13 protein-coding genes and 2 pseudogenes are annotated in these 15,623 nt (G+C 60.4%); 8 read left to right on the forward strand and 7 right to left on the reverse strand.

The annotated features are described in order from the left end of the window. Positions 1 to 55 precede the first annotated feature (55 nt). Together ACZZZP_RS24500 and ACZZZP_RS24505 are read left to right on the forward strand one after the other, a co-directional pair. A pseudogene (locus ACZZZP_RS24500) lies at positions 56 to 1,118 on the forward strand (HlyD family secretion protein). Between the two features lie 7 nt (positions 1,119 to 1,125). Then, a complete protein-coding gene (locus ACZZZP_RS24505; protein WP_463384436.1) occupies positions 1,126 to 2,154 on the forward strand; it encodes a DUF2955 domain-containing protein in 1,029 nt (342 codons plus the stop codon). A gap of 86 nt (positions 2,155 to 2,240) precedes the next feature. Here ACZZZP_RS24505 and ACZZZP_RS24510 read toward each other — a convergent pair whose 3' ends face one another. From ACZZZP_RS24510 to oscA, 5 genes and pseudogenes are all read right to left on the reverse strand, one after another. Further along, positions 2,241 to 3,224 (reverse strand): sulfate ABC transporter ATP-binding protein, encoded by a 984-nt coding sequence (locus ACZZZP_RS24510; RefSeq protein WP_122492426.1) that lies wholly within the window; start codon positions 3,222 to 3,224, stop codon positions 2,241 to 2,243. Between the two features lie 3 nt (positions 3,225 to 3,227). Further along, a pseudogene (gene cysW, locus ACZZZP_RS24515) lies at positions 3,228 to 4,101 on the reverse strand (sulfate ABC transporter permease subunit CysW). 10 nt (positions 4,102 to 4,111) lie between these two features. Next, a complete protein-coding gene (cysT, locus tag ACZZZP_RS24520) occupies positions 4,112 to 4,930 on the reverse strand; it encodes a sulfate ABC transporter permease subunit CysT (protein WP_122492428.1) in 819 nt (272 codons plus the stop codon). Positions 4,931 to 5,114: 184 nt separating this feature from the next. After that, positions 5,115 to 6,122 carry a sulfate ABC transporter substrate-binding protein gene (locus tag ACZZZP_RS24525; protein ID WP_122492429.1) on the reverse strand — a complete coding sequence of 336 codons (1,008 nt, stop codon included), beginning with the start codon at positions 6,120 to 6,122 and terminating at the stop codon, positions 5,115 to 5,117. Between the two features lie 177 nt (positions 6,123 to 6,299). Next, positions 6,300 to 6,485, reverse strand: coding sequence for a sulfur starvation response protein OscA (gene oscA / locus ACZZZP_RS24530; protein WP_108095379.1), 186 nt, complete (start codon positions 6,483 to 6,485; stop codon positions 6,300 to 6,302). A gap of 358 nt (positions 6,486 to 6,843) precedes the next feature. Here oscA and ACZZZP_RS24535 point away from each other — a divergent pair, with 358 nt between their 5' ends. Together ACZZZP_RS24535 and ACZZZP_RS24540 are read left to right on the forward strand one after the other, a co-directional pair. Next, positions 6,844 to 7,425, forward strand: a complete 582-nt coding sequence (locus tag ACZZZP_RS24535) for an alpha/beta hydrolase (RefSeq protein ID WP_463384438.1) — start codon at positions 6,844 to 6,846, stop codon at positions 7,423 to 7,425. A 72-nt stretch (positions 7,426 to 7,497) separates the two neighbouring features. Further along, entirely contained in the window at positions 7,498 to 8,433 is a 936-nt protein-coding gene (locus tag ACZZZP_RS24540; RefSeq protein ID WP_463384439.1) for a sigma 54-interacting transcriptional regulator, read from the forward strand. Here ACZZZP_RS24540 and ACZZZP_RS24545 read toward each other — a convergent pair. Together ACZZZP_RS24545 and ACZZZP_RS24550 are read right to left on the reverse strand one after the other, a co-directional pair. Further along, entirely contained in the window at positions 8,430 to 9,056 is a 627-nt protein-coding gene (locus ACZZZP_RS24545) for a class I SAM-dependent methyltransferase (RefSeq protein ID WP_463384440.1), read from the reverse strand. The two genes, ACZZZP_RS24540 and ACZZZP_RS24545, sit on opposite strands and share 4 nt — an antisense overlap. Before the next feature lie 101 nt (positions 9,057 to 9,157). Continuing rightward, positions 9,158 to 10,171 carry a GlxA family transcriptional regulator gene (locus ACZZZP_RS24550; protein ID WP_463384441.1) on the reverse strand — a complete coding sequence of 338 codons (1,014 nt, stop codon included), beginning with the start codon at positions 10,169 to 10,171 and terminating at the stop codon, positions 9,158 to 9,160. Positions 10,172 to 10,271: 100 nt separating this feature from the next. Here ACZZZP_RS24550 and ACZZZP_RS24555 point away from each other — a divergent pair, with 100 nt between their 5' ends. The 4 genes from ACZZZP_RS24555 to ACZZZP_RS24570 all read left to right on the forward strand — a co-directional run bounded on the left by ACZZZP_RS24555 (position 10,272) and on the right by ACZZZP_RS24570 (position 15,483). After that, positions 10,272 to 10,820: a cysteine hydrolase family protein gene (locus tag ACZZZP_RS24555; protein ID WP_463384442.1), complete on the forward strand. Its 549-nt coding sequence runs from the start codon at positions 10,272 to 10,274 to the stop codon at positions 10,818 to 10,820. A gap of 301 nt (positions 10,821 to 11,121) precedes the next feature. Beyond that, the gene (locus ACZZZP_RS24560) at positions 11,122 to 12,477 is read left to right on the forward strand and encodes an OprD family porin (RefSeq protein ID WP_463384443.1); all 1,356 of its coding nucleotides are present in this window, start codon (positions 11,122 to 11,124) and stop codon (positions 12,475 to 12,477) included. Between the two features lie 248 nt (positions 12,478 to 12,725). Further along, on the forward strand, positions 12,726 to 13,334 hold the full coding sequence (locus ACZZZP_RS24565; RefSeq protein WP_463536920.1) for an inverse autotransporter beta domain-containing protein: 609 nt from the start codon (positions 12,726 to 12,728) through the stop codon (positions 13,332 to 13,334). Further along, entirely contained in the window at positions 13,240 to 15,483 is a 2,244-nt protein-coding gene (locus ACZZZP_RS24570) for an inverse autotransporter beta domain-containing protein (RefSeq protein ID WP_463536921.1), read from the forward strand. Before ACZZZP_RS24565 ends, ACZZZP_RS24570 begins: the two co-directional genes overlap by 95 nt. The last annotated feature ends 140 nt before the right edge of the window (positions 15,484 to 15,623 follow it).

Consider the following 15,623-nt stretch of genomic DNA (forward strand, 5'->3'; position numbering starts at 1 on the left):
GCTTCGGCTTCGCCGATGGCGTTCGTTACCGTTTTTCTATTTTTCAGGGGTGTGCATGACTGCTGAGCAGCGTTTTGCTCGTCGCGTGCGGGTCGCTATTGCGGCTTTCGTGGTGTTGTTTGGCTATTTTTTTGGCCGCCGATTTATGGATGCCGATAACGCCGCAGGCGCAACTGACGCGCCCGGTTTTACGCATTGCGCCGCGCGTGAGCGGGCAAGTGTTGGATATCGCCGTAGGCAACAACGCCCATGTGCAAGCCGGGCAGTTGTTGTTTCGCCTCGACCCCGAGCCGTTCCGCCTGGCGGTGCACGCGGCCGAGTTGGCGCAGGAGCAGGCTGAGCAAAACAACGCGCAACTAGACGCCGCACTCGCCGCCGCGCGGGCCGACCATCAGGCAGCGCAAGCCACGGCCAGCGAGTTGCAGCGTGAAGGCGCGCGGCTGGGCAAGTTGCTGGCCACGCAGCATGTGTCGCGGCAACTGTACGAACAAACCACTTCGCAGACGTCGGCCGCGCTAGCGAAGGTCAGCGCGGCGGCGGCACGTATTCGCGAGCTGACGGTGGAGCGCGGCGAAGCCGGCAGCGGCAACCTGGCGCTGCGCCTGGCGCACAACGCGCTGGAACAGGCGAAGTTGCAACTGGCCTACAGCGAAGTGCGCGCCGAGCGCAGCGGTACGTTGAGCAACTTGCAGTTGTCGCCGGGCGCGTATGTGGCAGCGGGCAGTGCGGTGGCCGCGCTGGTGGCAGACCAGGCGGACATCAGCGCCGACTTCCGCGAGAAATCCCTGCGCTATGTGCACCTGCAAGACGCGGCATCCGTCGTGTTCGACGGCCTGCCCGGCCAGGTATTTGCCGGCACTGTCAGCGCCGTCGATGCCGGGGTGAAGGAAGGCCAACTGGAAGCCAATGGCGACCTCGCCGCGCCGGCCATTTCCGATCGTTGGGTGCGCGATGCTCAGCGTCAGCGCCTGCATGTGGCCTTGGCGCAACCTTTGCCGCAAGCCTTGCCCAGCGGGGCCAAGGCCACGGTGCAGCTGTATCCGCATGACGCGCCGCTGGCGGCTTTTTTCGGCCGGGCGCAGATCCGCCTGATCAGCCTATTGCACTACATCTACTGAGGCGGCCATGAACCTGCCCGCCCTTACCGACAACGGCCTGCGCCAATGCCTGCGGCTCGCCAGCGGCGGCACGCTGGGGCTGCTGATCAGCAAATTGATGGACTGGGACAACGGCTCGTTTTTCGCCGTGTACCCGATGTTGCTGTTGGGACTGACGCCGGTCATCAACGCCCATGTGATCCGCCAATTCCTGGCCCAGGCGGTGGTGGCGTGTCTGGAAGTGCTGCTGATTTACGGCCTGTTCGGCGACCGTCCGCTGCTGATTGTACCGCTGGTATTCGCCTCGTTCTTTTGGCGTTTCCGGCTGATGGCACAGGGTCCGTTATTTATGTTCGGCGCGTTGGGCTGCGTGTTTTTATCGATGCTGCTGCACTTCGCCAGCTACCCGGACACGCACCTGTACGATCTGCTCGCCAGCAACCTGGTGGCGGCGGTGCAAACCGTGCTGATCGCCTGGCTGATGTTCTTTCTGTTCCCCGATGCCGAACCGCGTCCGGCCAAGCCGTCGGTGAACAAAGACCTGCCCAGCCAGCGCCACGAAGCGCTGCTTGGCGCGAGCATCGCCACGCTGTCGTTCATGCTGTTTCAGAGCGCGGATTTGCGCGATTCGCTGTCGGCGCAAATCGCCTCGATTCTGGTGCTGTTCCCCATGCACTGGCACGGCATCCGCTTCGCTGGGCGCATCCGCGCGTTGGGCACGCTGCTCGGTTGTGCGGTAGGCATGACCTTGCAGCTGGTGCTGTACGACCACTACAACGTGCTGCCGCTGGTGACATTGCTGTACTGGATTGCCACGTTTTACTGCGCGCGCATTCATGTGCGTGAAGGGGCGCAAGGCGTGGGGTTTGGTGCGCTGACTACCATTGCGATTGTGTTCGGCCAATACCTCACACCGCACCAGGACATGATGTTCAGCCTGGCGTATCGCTTGAGTTCGGTGTGTATGGCGGTGTTCGTCACGCTGCTCGCCGTGTTTGCGCTGCACCGGTTTTTTAATCGGTTTGCGGCATTTAGGCATGAGAGTCATGAGCGGTAGGGCAAAAGCTCGAGGCTGAAGCCTCTCCCACAGAATCGCGGAGCGTTTGTAGGAGAGGCTTCAGCCTCGAGCTTTTGATCGTGCTTTTACAGCTGCTTCTGCCACACCTTCGGCTTGAAGAACAACGTCTCGCCCTTGGCCAACCCGGTCAGGCTGTCATGGTCTTTCACCACTTCGGCTTCGATCAGTTCGTCCTGCCCGGACACTTTCAAGGTCACCCGCGTCGTCGCGCCCAGTGGGCGTATGTCGCGGACTTCGGCGGCGTGGTGGTCTTCGATTTCCTGGCGCGACAGGGAGATTTCGTGCGGGCGGAACAGCACGTGGTTGTCACCGTCTACGCGCAGGCGGTTGGAGTCGCCGAGGAAGTGGTAGACGAAGTCGCTGGCCGGGTTTTCGTACACCTCGCCTGGCGAGCCGATCTGTTCGATCACGCCCTTGTTCATCACCACAATGCGGTCGGCCACTTCCATGGCTTCTTCCTGGTCGTGGGTCACGAATACCGAGGTCAGGTTGATGTCTTCGTGCAGGCGCGCCAGCCAGCGGCGCAGTTCTTTACGCACCTTGGCGTCGAGGGCGCCGAAGGGTTCGTCGAGCAGCAACACTTTCGGCTCCACCGCCAGGGCGCGGGCCAGGGCGATACGCTGGCGCTGGCCACCAGAGAGTTGCTCCGGGTAGCGGTCGGCCAGCCAGTCGAGCTGCACCATGTTCAGCAATTCATGCACTTTTTCAGCGATGCGGGTTTCGCTCGGGCGCTCGCCCTTGGGCTTCATGCGCAGGCCGAAGGCCACGTTGTCGAACACGGTCATGTGGCGGAACAGCGCGTAGTGCTGGAACACGAACCCGACGTTGCGATCGCGCACGTCGTGGCCGGACACGTCTTCACCGTGGAACACGATGCTGCCGTTATCCGGCGTTTCCAGGCCGGCAATAATGCGCAGCAGGGTGGTTTTGCCGCAGCCGGACGGGCCGAGCAGGGCCACCAGCTCGCCGCTCTGGATGTCCAGATTGATTGCGTCGAGCGCCTTGAAGGCGTTGAAGTTCTTACTGACGTTACGGACTTCGATACTCATGACTTATTCCTCGTCCGCTTTGGCTTTAAGGCGGTTGATACGGGACTCGCTCCACTGCTTGAGCAGAAGGATGAACAGCGCCAGGATCAGCAACAAGCTGGCCACAGCAAAGGCAGCGACGTGGTTGTATTCGTTGTAGAGAATTTCAACCGTGCAGCGGCAGGGTGTTGGTGACGCCGCGAATATGGCCGGACACCACCGACACCGCACCGAACTCGCCCATGGCGCGCGCGGTACACAGCACCACGCCATAAATCAGGCCCCATTTAATGTTCGGCACGGTCACGTGCCAGAACATCTGCCAGCCGTTGGCGCCGAGCAGGCGGGCGGCTTCTTCTTCCTGCGTGCCTTGCTCCTGCATCAGCGGAATCAGCTCGCGGGCCACGAACGGCACGGTGACGAAAATGGTCGCCAGCACAATGCCCGGCAGGGCGAAGACAATTTGAATGTCGTGAGCTTGCAGCCATGGCCCGAGCAGGCCTTGGGCGCCAAACATCAACACGTAGACCAGGCCGGCAATAACCGGCGATACCGAGAACGGCAGGTCGATCAACGTGACGAGAATGCTTTTGCCCTTGAACGAATACTTGCTCACGCACCAGGCGGCGCTGACGCCGAAAACCACGTTGAGCGGCACCGAAATCAGCACGGCAAACAGCGTGAGTTTTAGCGCCGACAAGGCGTCGGGCTCAAAGATGGCGGTGAAGAAGGCGCCCACGCCGTTCTTCAAACCCTGGGACACCACGATGAACAGTGGCAGCACCAGAAACAGCACGAACACCAGCCAGCACAGGCCGATCAGTACGCGGCGGGCATTGACGCTGCCCCGGCGTGCGGCGTTGGCGGAAGCGGCCGCGCTTAGCGTTGATGAAGACATGGCGCGCTCCTTATGGTTTTTCGATGCGGCGCTGCAGCAGGTTAATCAGCAGCAGCAAAATGAAAGACACCACCAGCATCAACACGCCAATGGAGGTGGCGCCGCGGTAGTCGTATTGGTCGAGCTTGACCATGATCAGCAACGGCAGAATCTCGGTCTTCATCGGCATGTTGCCGGCGATGAAAATCACCGAACCGTACTCACCCACGCCACGGGCAAACGCCAGGGCAAAGCCGGTTAGCCAGGCGGGCAGCAGGGCGGGCGCGAGAATGTAGCGGAACACCTGAAACGGCTTGGCGCCGAGGCAGGCGGCGGCTTCTTCGATTTCCCGGGGAATATCAGCCAGCACCGGCTGCACCGTGCGCACCACGAACGGCAGCGTCACGAAGGTCAGCGCCAGGGTGATGCCCAGTGGCGAGTAGGCGATTTTAAAACCCAGGTCAGCGGCGAACTGGCCGACCAGACCGGTTGGCGTGTAAAGCGCCGTGAGCGCGATACCGGCAACGGCGGTGGGGAGGGCGAAAGGCAGGTCGATCATGGCATCGATGACCTTGCGCCCAGGAAAGGTGTAACGCACCAACACCCAGGCCAGCAGCGTGCCGATCACGCCGTTGATCAAAGCGGCGTACAGCGCGGTACCAAAGCTGAGCTTGAGCGCGGCGATAACGCGGGGGGCGGTGATGATGGCCCAGAACTGGTCCCAGGTCAGTTGCGCGGCGTGGACAAACATAGCCGCCAGGGGAATCAGCACAATCAGACTGAGGTACACCAGCGTGTAACCCAGGGTCAGCCCGAAGCCGGGTATGACGGGGGATATCTTGCGCGACATAAATGTCCTTTGTGAAAGCTACTGCGCTCGGTAATACGGCGTTGGCCGGGTGGGTGAACTGCTCATTGGCTACCGCCAACTCCGCCTTTCCCCCAACCGGCCGCCTTGTTTTACCTTCGCTCGCTACGCTTGCGTCTTCTCGAGGTGTTGCCCGCAAGCGTTCGGATTAAAGAGCCGCTAACGATTACTGGGCTTGGTAGATCTGGTCGAACACGCCGCCATCGTTAAAGAATTTCGGTTGCGCAGTTTTCCAGCCGCCGAAGTCCTTGTCGATAGTGACCAGGTCCAGCTTGGGGAATTGATTGGCGTACTTGGCGGCCACTTTTTCATCGCGAGGACGGTAGAAGTTCTTCGCCGCGATTTCCTGGCCAGCCGGGCTGTACAGGTGGTTGAGGTACGCGGTGGCGATTTCAGTGGTGCCCTTTTTCTCGGCGTTTTTGTCGACCACAGCCACTGGCGGCTCGGCAAGAATCGACAGCGACGGCACCACGATGTCGAACTTGTCGGCACCGCCATCTTCTTTAAGCGCCAGGAAGGCTTCGTTTTCCCAGGCCAGCAATACGTCGCCCTGACCGTTGTTGACGAAGGTGATGGTTGAGCCGCGTGCGCCGGTGTCCAGAATCGGCACGTGCTTGAACAACTGCTCGACGTAGTCTTTAGCCTTGGCTTCGCTGCCACCGGTTTTCAGGCCATAGGCCCAGGCGGCGAGGAAGTTCCAGCGGGCGCCGCCGGAGGTTTTCGGGTTGGGGGTAATAACCGAGACGTCTTTCTTGATCAGGTCGCCCCAATCTTTGATGCCTTTTGGGTTGCCCTTGCGCACCAGGAACACGATGGTCGAGGTGTAAGGCGTGCTCGATTGCGGCAGGCGGGTTTGCCAGTTTTCCGGCAGGCCTTTGCCCAGTTTTGCCACTTCGTCGATGTCGCCGGCCAGGGCCAGGGTGACCACGTCAGCACGCAGACCATCGATCACCGCGCGGGCTTGTTTGCCCGAGCCGCCGTGAGATTGCTGGATGGTGACTTTGTCGTCGGCGTGCGACTGCTGCCAGAACTTGATGAACTCAGCGTTGTATTCCTGATACAGCTCACGGGTGGGGTCGTACGAAACGTTCAGCAGTTCGTAATCCTTGGCAACGGCGGTACCGGCGAACAGGGCGCTGGTCAAAGCAGCCAAAGCGAAACGGCGAATGGACATGGTGTAACTCCTAAGATTTCAAATTTTGTTCAAGTGTTGTGGCTGAGTTTCTTATGAGAACTGCCGCATTCGCGGCTGGCAGCGTGGGCGCTGCCGGCGTGTTTCAAAAAAGCGAATCAGGGGGTGTGGCTGGGTGTTCATCAACGTGCCCTCCGGTCGTCCAGTGGGGTGGATCAATCAGGCTTGCTTGCCGGCAGCGGGCGGCTGAAGGCGGAATTTTTCCTTGCGCTCGATCTGGACGACTTGGCCGTTGTGCACGGTGATTTCGACCGAACCAAAACGCAGGCCCTGCAGGGCGGCGGAAATTTCGCGGAGGATGCCGGCTTCGTCCTGGCCCTCTACGCTACGAAGGGGTGCGCTCATCAATCTGCTCCTGGAAAAAATGCCCTGGGTTGAACGTGGCTAGTGGGCGTGGAGCGGATAGTAGAGAACGCCTGATATTCTTAAAAATACTATTTAAGAATTTTTATATAACCATTTTGAATTATTCGTCCTGCCCATCTCTACAGCGCGACGCGCTCGCGCGCAAAGCACCAAGACGAAATCGCTTAAACCCTAGGAAATAGAGGCTTACAGGCGACCTGAGTCAGCGTTCAGGCCAGTATGCTGCCAGCATAGAATTTTCATTTATCGCATAAGCAAATAATTTCTTATTCCTTAACGCATATAAAACCGCTCCCTATACTGGCCGCCACACCGTCATTCGCAGGAGGCGTTTTCCATGCGCAGCGAACCGATCCGCTATTTGATTGTTCCGGGCTGGCAAGGCTCGGGCGACGAGCATTGGCAGAGTCATTGGCAACGCAGCCTGCCCAACAGTCAGCGCGTGGAGCAGGCCGATTGGCTGAACCCCGACCGCGATGCCTGGGTGGCGCAACTGGAGCGCGCAATCGCTGCGCACGCCACCCCAGTCATCCTCATCGCCCATAGCCTGGGCTGCATCACCGTGGCGCACTGGGCAGCCAGCGCGCCAGTGGAATTGCTGCGCCGGGTCAGCGGCGCCTTACTGGTGGCGCCTGCTGATGTGGAACGCCCGGCCTGCCCGCAGCCGTTGAAAGGCTTCGCGCCGATTCCCCGTGAGTTGCTGCCATTCCCGACGCAACTGGTGGGCTCGGACAACGACCAGGCCGCCAGTGCCGCCCGCGCCATTGAACTGGCCCGCGACTGGGGCGCCGAAACGGCGATTCTCAGCGGCGTGGGGCACATCAATGTGAAGTCGGGGCATCAGCGTTGGGAGCGCGGTTTTTCTTACCTGTACCGCCTGCAAAACCGTATCGAACAACACGCTCGCCGCAGCGCCTGATCGCTCGCCTCGTCCGTCTTTTTTACTGCCCAAGCCGCTGAACGCCAGCCGGCTTGGTTTGGAGTTTCCGTTATGTCCCGCACCGCACAACCGGGCCAGCCGTTGCTGACCTTTCCCGACGCCGACAAAAGCCCGCTGAGCATTCGCGCCAAGGCGCTGGTGTTTATCGACGCCCGCTCACGGCAACTGCGCGAAGAAGTGTCGCAGCTGGCGCCCAGCGTGTTGCCGGTGCTGATTCAAGGCGAAATGGGCACAGGTAAGGAATTGCTGGCGCGGCACATTCACCGCGAGAGCGACCGCGCCGGTTTGTTCGTGGCTTTGAGCTGCAGCAGCCTGAGCCAGAACCACGCCGAGGCCGAGCTGTTTGGTTACGCGGCTGGCGGTTACCCGGCTGCTGGCGCGGCCAGCAGCCGGGCGGGGTGGTTTGGTTCGGCCAATGGCGGCACCTTGTACCTGGACGAAATCGGCGACTTGCCGCTGGCCCTGCAAGACAAATTGCTCGCCGCGCTGGAGAACCGCGAAGTCACCCGCGTGGGCGCAAACCACGCCAGCCCGGTGGATGTGCGGTTGGTCGCCGCCACCAGCATCGACCTGGGTAAGGCTGTCGACGCCGGCAAGTTCCACCCGCGCCTGTTCCAATACCTGAACGAGGGCCGCCTGGCCTTGCCGCCGTTGCGCGAGCGGATTGGCGACATCCTGCCGATGGCCGAATATTTCCTCGGTATCTACAGCCAACGGCTAGGCCTGACCATGCCTTTTATCAGCGCGGCCGCGCAGCAAGTGCTGGAGTGGCATCACTGGCCGGGCAATACCCGAGAGCTGGAGAACGTTATTCACTTTGCCCTGCTGGTTAGCAGCGGCGAGGAGATTCTGCCCGAGCACCTGGAACTGGCCGGCGTGCACGCACCGTTGTCGGCTATTGAGCAGCAGCTGCGCCAATGGCTGTCGCGCGCCGGCAACGACGGCGCGATCCAGCTGCAGGCGCTGGTGCAGCGGGTGACGGGTTAGTTTTTACGCCAGACGCTGGCAAGCCACGGCTGTTGATCGCGCGGCAAGCCGGCGGGGCGGTAGTAGTGTTCCAGCTCGGTGAAACCGGCGGTGGTGAGCTGCTGCTGCCAGGCGCCAAGGTCGTGATAACTGCCGTAGCGCGGGCCGTTCCAGCCTTCCTGATTCTCGCCACGCGGGTTGGAGCTGAACAGCACACCGCCGGGCTTTAGCGTGGCGTGCAGCTGGCGTAGCACGCGTGGCAATTCCTGAGCGGGCACATGAAACAGCACCGCGTTGGCGAACACGCCGTCGAAGCGCTCGGCGGGCAAATCGAGCGCCAGAAAATCCTGCTGCCACACCTCGCAACCGCTGTCGGCGCGGGCCATTTCCACGAAATTGGCCGAGCCGTCGAGGCCGACGGCGAGGTGGCCCATGTCGCGAAATACCTTCAAATCACGGCCCGGGCCGCAGCCGAAATCGAGAATCTGCAACGGCGCGGGCGCCTCGATGTGTCGCAGCAAGGCGGCGATGTTCTGGCTCACATCGTGGTCGCGCGTGCCTTCGCGAAAGCTTTCGGCGCTTTGGTTGTAGTGCTGGAGCGTGAGGGCAGTAATTTGGGCGAGTTGTTCAGGGGTTAGGGACATGGAGGCTCGACACGAAGGGCTCGTTTGCAGGGATCGAGGCTAAAGCCTCTCCCACAGGAAACTGAAAACTGTGGGAGAGGTTTAGCCTCGATTTTTTTGATTTAACCGGCTTCTCTGGCAACTGCGGCATTGGGCTTCACCCCAAACTTATTGCGGTACTCGCTCGGCGAAAGACTGGTGATTTTCTTGAACGCGCTGCGAAACGCGCCCGGGTCTTGGTAGCCGACGGTCCAGGCAATGTGGTCGACGGTGCCGTTGGTGAATTCGAGCATTTCACGGGCTTTGCCCACCTTTACGTGCTGGCAATATTCCGTCGGCTTCAGGCCCGTCGCCGCGCGGAAGCGGCGTAAGAACGTACGCGCTTCCAGCCCGGCGCAATCGGCCATGGCGGCGAGGCTGACGTCTACCGCACCGTTGGCCTGCAGCCAGTGCTGCACCTTCAAAACCGCTGCGTCACCGTGGGCCAGAATCGGCGCGAAGTTGCTGCCGCATTCGCGGGCGCTGTCGCTGTGTTCCACCATCAAGAAACGTGCGGTGCGGGTGGCGATGCTGGGGCCCTGTAGCCGGTCGACCAGGCGCAAACCGATTTCCGCCCAGGCCATTAAACCGCCCGTGGTGATGATGTCGCCGTCATCGATGATCGGCTTGTCGACGTCCACCTTGAGCGCCGGAAACTGGCTGGCCAGTTCTTCGCCGTGGGTCCAGTGGGTGGTGGCGTGGCGGCCGTCGAGCAAGCCGGTAATCGCCAGCAAAAACGCGCCCAGGCAGATGGAGCCAACAATGGCGCCTTGCGCGTGGCTACGCTTGATCCAGTCAGCCAGCGGTTGCGCGTCTTCGGCCGATGGCATGTCGGCTAGTGAAGGCGGAATCACCACCGCGCCAAGGCGGCTGGTGCTGCCGGGCAAGCTGTCGTAAATGCGTTGCGGCGTGGGGTCCGTGGCGCTGCCGCTCCAATGGCTGATGCGCAGCGTGGGCAGTTGCGTGGCCTGTTGCTCGGCGGCGATGCGGTTGGCGACGGCGAACAGATCGGTCAGGCCGTGCACGGCGGCGGTTTGTGCGCCGGGGTACACCAACAAACCGATTTCAAGCACCGCCTGATTTTCCTGCTTTGTCATTTTTCCCACCGCTATTGTCGTTCCGGCTAATTCTCGCCCCGCTTGCACAGGCGAATACTTCAGCCACGCAACACTACCCACCTGAACCGAGGAAAACACCATGTCCAAGCAAGCGCTGATCGTAGTTGATATCCAGAACGACTATTTCCCAGGCGGTAAATGGCCGTTGGTAGGCGCCGACGCGGCCGCTGAAAAGGCCGCGCTAGTCATCAAAGCGTTTCGCGATGCCGGTGATTTGGTGGTGTACATCCGTCACGAATCTTCGGAGGCCGACGCCCCGTTTTTTCTCGCCGGTTCCGAGGGCACCGAGGTGCACCCGACGGTGCTCAACCGCGCGGACGAGCCGGTGATCGTCAAACAGCACATCAATTCGTTCCGCGACACCGAGTTGCGCGCCGTATTGGATAAACATGGCATCGATAAATTGGTCATCGTCGGCAGCATGAGCCACATGTGCACCCATGGCATAACCCGCGCCGCCGTAGATTTCGGCTACGACACCACCGTTATCCACGACGCCTGCGCCACCCACGACCTGGAATTCAACGGCGTCACCGTGCCGGCTGCCCAGGTTCATGCCGCCTTTATGGCTGCATTGGCGTTTGGCTACGCCCCGGTGGTTTCGGCGCAGGAGTTTTTAGACGCTTAAAGGCTCTGGCGCGGGCGTTCAAACTGAGTCGGCGGCGGGACCGAGGGTCACTAAGCGGCGGATTTTTTCGCGCTTTGGTTTCCTGAATGACCCCGCTACCGACCAGGTTTTGCGAAATGTGTCGAATATTCTTAAAAAGCATTAAAAACAAACTAATAAGTCTTTTTAGATTTATGGCTTTTTTATTACTGTTGCGCCGTCGTCGCCGGGCCCCCAGCACGACCCGCACCAAGCAAGCTGAAAGTAGTGACTCCTTGCAGTGTCGGAAAACTAAAAAAGATCTGCACCTGGAGTAAGCACCATGACCAAATCCCCTCTGGCGTTGGCCGTCGTTCTCGGCGTCATCGCACAGCAAGCCGGCGCTGCCGGGTTTATTGAAGACAGCAAGGCTTCGTTGGGTTTGCGTAACTTCTATTACGACGTAAACAACAAAAACGTTGACGCCGCTTCCGGTCAGGAATGGGGCCAAGGTTTCATGTTCAATTACACGTCTGGTTTTACCCAGGGCACCGTAGGTTTCGGTCTGGATGTAATTGGCCTTGCAGGTATAAAACTGGACGCTGGCGGCAGCGCCAACAAAGCGTCGGCTGACCAGAGCCGCACGCCAGGCCAGCTTTTCCCGCTCGACAGCGACGGCGAAGCCAAAGACGCATATGGCAAAGCGGGCGCCACTGCAAAATTGCGCGTTTCGAAGACCGAGGCCCGCCTCGGCACTTTGCAGCCGAAACTGCCCGTTGTGACGTTTAACGACGGTCGTTTGTTGCCGCAACTTTTTGAAGGCGGCCAAGTAACCTCGGCTGAGATTGAGGGGTTGACCGTAGTAGCAGGTCAGTTGGAGCACACCAAAACCCGCAGCTCCACTGATGACGTCGGCCTGCGTATCGGGGGCGCGGCTCGCCCGACTGGCACGCCGGTCGGCACAGCAATTTCTGACAGCAACAAGTTCTACTACGCAGGTGGTGATTACAAGATCACCAAGGACCTGACCGCGCAGTACTACTACGGCAATCTAGAAGATTTCTACACCCAGCATTTCCTGGGTCTGGTGCATAACTGGGGCATTGGTCCCGGCGTGTTGAAATCGGATCTGCGCTACTTCCTTAGCGACTCCGACGGCAAGAACAGCACCGCTTCGGGTCGTACAGAGGGCTACCGCAGCAACGGCTACTGGGCATCTGGCGCAGCCGACCCGCACCGGTATGAAGTAGACAACCAGACCTGGAGCGCTTTGTTCACCTACACCTTGGGTGCACATGCACTGAGCGCGGGTTACCAAGAAGTGTCGGGCGACAGCGCCTTCCCCTTCCTGAACCAAGGCGACGGCTCCACCGCCTACCTGATCACTGACCGTCAGATTGGCAAATTCCTAAGCGCTGGCGAGCAAACCTGGTTGGCTGAATACGGCTACGACTTCACTAGCGTTGGCGTACCGGGTCTTAAGACGGTGATCACCTATCTCAAAGGCGACAACATCAATGCCGCCGGCAGCGATGCCAAAGAGTGGGAACGCGATTTCCGAATCGACTACGTTCTGCAGGACGGCGCGCTTAAAGGTCTCGGTCTAACCTGGCGTAATGCCACGCTTCGTGGCAACACCACTGCAAACGACCAAGACGAAAATCGCTTGATCGTGAGCTACACCCTGCCGCTGTTGTAATACAGCGCGTTAGAAGAAAAGCCGGGCTGATGCCCGGCTTTTTTTCGTCCGCGATTCGTCGCGCTTATAAACCTTAGCGGGAAGGAAGCTACACGCTTGAGAGATTGGGGCGGCCTTAATTTCGCCGCCATGTCGTGAGAATTCGACGCCTCATTTTCTGACGGACGTCGACCTCCATGCGCCGATTTTTTCGCACTTCGTTAATGCTGTACTTGGCGTGGAGTGTCCTGTTTTCACCGCTCGCCCCTATGGCTTCTAACGTGCACGCCGCAGCGTCCAGCGAGCATGAGCGTCTACCAGAGTTGGGTTCGCCGGCGGCCAAGCCCGCCGGTGAAGCGCCCGCCATACAAGACCAATCTTTCTTGTGGGCAGCGGTACCGGATGACCTGACGTCGAAGCCAGCACACAGCCGCAGCCAAGGCGTTGAAGACGCGGTCGCGCAGGGATTGGGCATGTTGTCTGGCGCAGCCAGTCAAGCCAGCCGCAGTTGGTTCGACAGCCACCACATCACCTCGGCGCTGCAACTAGAAAGCACGCGTGGCGGAATCGAGGGCGCAAGCCTCGACGTGTTGCTGCCGTTCTACAACGAAGGTGCGCGTCTGTGGTTCGTCCAATCCGGCCTGCGTCGCGCCAATACGTACAGCGACGACTATCGCACCACCGTCAATATGGGCCTTGGCTATCGCCACTCGGTGGGCGGCTGGCTTGTGGGTGGCAATGGCTTTTATGACCGGGACCTGACCGGCGAAAACGCCCGCTTGGGTGTGGGCGTGGAAGCGTGGGCGGATTTTTTTCAAGCTGAGTGTCAACGGCTACCAGCCCCTTTCGGACTGGAATCCATCGCCGGATCAAGTTGATTATCTAGAGCGCCCTGCCAAGGGTTGGGACGTGCGCGCTGAAGGCTATTTACCGGCTTATTCGCAACTAGGCGCCACACTGGCGTACGAGCGGTTTTATGGGGACGAGGTGAGCCTGTTCGCGTCAGGTGATCGGCAAAAGAACCCCCATGCCGTCAGCGTGGGGATTGTTTACAACCCGGTTCCGTTGGTAGGTCTGAGCCTGGACCACCGCATCGGCCAGCATGGTCAGGCCGACACCTCTGCCCGTCTGGCATTCAACTATCGGCTCGGGGAACCACTGGCCAAGCAGCTGTCCAGCGCCAACGTGGCGGCCAATCGTATGCTCGCAAGTGCGCGCTACGACTTGGTGTCGCGTAACAATGAAATGGTCCTCGAACATCGACTAAAGGCGGTTCAGATGATGCTGCCGGACGTTATTTCAGACAGCGAGCTAAAGACCGTTGAGTTTGCTGTGCACGGCGCAGAGCGCGTAAATGCCTTCAGCTGGACCGGCTCAGCGGCAGGTTTTGCGTTGCCTTTAAACGCAAGCGGGCGGGGCGCTCTTGAGTTGCCCGCCTATGTCGCTGGCGCGGCTAATGCCTACTCGTTACAGGCCATCGGTACCGACAGGGCGGGGCGCGCCGTCGTCTCCAACGCAATGACGGTAGTGGTTCAGCCATTATCGGCCGTGATGAGCGCAACCCCAGCGTCTATCGCGGCGACTGGCGTGCACACCAGCGTTATCAAGATAAAAGTGGCGAGTGCTAGCACTCAGCCGCGAATGGCCGGTGTCACGGTGAACTGGACCACCACAGCGGGCACCTTGTCCGACGACGTTTCGACGACAGATGCGGACGGCGAAGCGTCGGTTACCCTGACCAGCTCAACGACCACAAACACTGCCATTGTCGAGGCACACTACGGCGCGAGCACACAACGCGCGTCGGTCACGTTCACCGCTGGCGCAGCGAGCGACGTAGCGCTAACGGCTAGCACAATTCGGCTCACCGCCGATGGCACAAGCACCACCCGCTTGAGCGCGGTCGTACAAGATGCGCACGGCAATAGCGTCGGCGAAGGCCAGGCGGTGAGCTGGAGCACTAGCGCCGGCTCGTTGAATCATGATTCCTCTCTGACCGATGCGAATGGGGTGGCGACGGCGGTTCTTACTAGCTCGACCGTCGTTGAAACGGCCTCGGTCGAGGCAACAAGTGGTACGGGAAGCGACCTGGCAGCCGTTGCGTTTGTGGCCGGCGAGCCGGCAGCCCTGACCGTGACGGCGTCGTCCCCGTCCATCGTTGCTGACGGCAGCTCGACGTCGACGCTGAGCGCGACCGTCACCGATGCCAATAACAATGTGGTTGAAGCGGGCACAACGGTGGAATGGACGAGGAGCGCCGGCGTTTTGGCTGACGTACGTTCTGTGACCAACGCTTCCGGAACTGCCACGATTGTTCTGACCAGCCCAACTGCTATTGGTCAGGCTACGGTTGAAGCGCGCAGCGGCACGGCTACAAGTTCTGCCGTCGTAAGCTTGGTTGCGGGCCCGGTTGCGCACATTGTGCTGACCCGATCTGCCGAAACCATTTCGGCAGATGGCAGAAGCACGTCGACGATCAGCGCTGAGTTGCGTGACGCTCAGGGTCGAATAGCAGCGGCTGCTGGCGGTACATCGGTGAGTTGGGCGGCGGTGGGGGACAGAACTGGGTCAACGGGCACGCTTTCCCTCATGACATCCGTCGCAAATGCCAGCGGCATTGCCACTACGGTGCTCACCAGTGGCCTTTATGAGGGACAAAGCACTGTCACGGCTTCTGTGGGCGCGATGCAAGGCACTACGACTGTCGATTTTGCGGTAACCATCTCCCTGCGTTATTCGGGGCCGGACCCACTAACGCTTTCTGGCCGCGGCGATGTTACCGCCAGCGTATCCGGTGCGGATGGCAAGCCTCTTACAGGCGTGACCGTGTATTGGCGGGACGATTGCGCGTGGGGTACTCAATTTATGTCGCCGATCATCGGAGTCACGGATAGTCGAGGCATCACTGCTACTTCTGTAACTCTTGTACGCATTCCCCAGCGGGGCGCTTTTGTATGGTTGGTGCAAGGTGGAGGCATCGGTCGGCGGCGCAGATGGAGTAGGTTACGGCTCCACGATTCGGGTTGAGCCAAAATGAGTCGATGGCGGCATGGCCGCCGGTAGGCGGAGTCTGCGCGCTTAACTGCAGGCGGCGGGACGGTTCGGGAAGGAATACCGGCGCCGCTTCCCATTGGGCCATTTGTTCGGTTAGGGATTTGCAGCGGTAT

Source organism: Pseudomonas sp. AC211 (genome assembly GCF_979258055.1).

Excerpts from the sequence above, each read along its gene's own strand:
- ACZZZP_RS24505 (WP_463384436.1), top strand. The coding sequence starts at position 1,126 with ATGAACCTGCCCGCCCTTACCGACAACGGCCTGCGCCAATGCCTGCGG.
- ACZZZP_RS24510 (WP_122492426.1), bottom strand. The coding sequence starts at position 3,224 with ATGAGTATCGAAGTCCGTAACGTCAGTAAGAACTTCAACGCCTTCAAG.
- cysT (WP_122492428.1), bottom strand. The coding sequence starts at position 4,930 with ATGTCGCGCAAGATATCCCCCGTCATACCCGGCTTCGGGCTGACCCTG.
- ACZZZP_RS24525 (WP_122492429.1), bottom strand. The coding sequence starts at position 6,122 with ATGTCCATTCGCCGTTTCGCTTTGGCTGCTTTGACCAGCGCCCTGTTC.
- oscA (WP_108095379.1), bottom strand. The coding sequence starts at position 6,485 with ATGAGCGCACCCCTTCGTAGCGTAGAGGGCCAGGACGAAGCCGGCATC.
- ACZZZP_RS24535 (WP_463384438.1), top strand. The coding sequence starts at position 6,844 with ATGCGCAGCGAACCGATCCGCTATTTGATTGTTCCGGGCTGGCAAGGC.
- ACZZZP_RS24540 (WP_463384439.1), top strand. The coding sequence starts at position 7,498 with ATGTCCCGCACCGCACAACCGGGCCAGCCGTTGCTGACCTTTCCCGAC.
- ACZZZP_RS24545 (WP_463384440.1), bottom strand. The coding sequence starts at position 9,056 with ATGTCCCTAACCCCTGAACAACTCGCCCAAATTACTGCCCTCACGCTC.
- ACZZZP_RS24550 (WP_463384441.1), bottom strand. The coding sequence starts at position 10,171 with ATGACAAAGCAGGAAAATCAGGCGGTGCTTGAAATCGGTTTGTTGGTG.
- ACZZZP_RS24555 (WP_463384442.1), top strand. The coding sequence starts at position 10,272 with ATGTCCAAGCAAGCGCTGATCGTAGTTGATATCCAGAACGACTATTTC.
- ACZZZP_RS24560 (WP_463384443.1), top strand. The coding sequence starts at position 11,122 with ATGACCAAATCCCCTCTGGCGTTGGCCGTCGTTCTCGGCGTCATCGCA.
- ACZZZP_RS24565 (WP_463536920.1), top strand. The coding sequence starts at position 12,726 with ATGGCTTCTAACGTGCACGCCGCAGCGTCCAGCGAGCATGAGCGTCTA.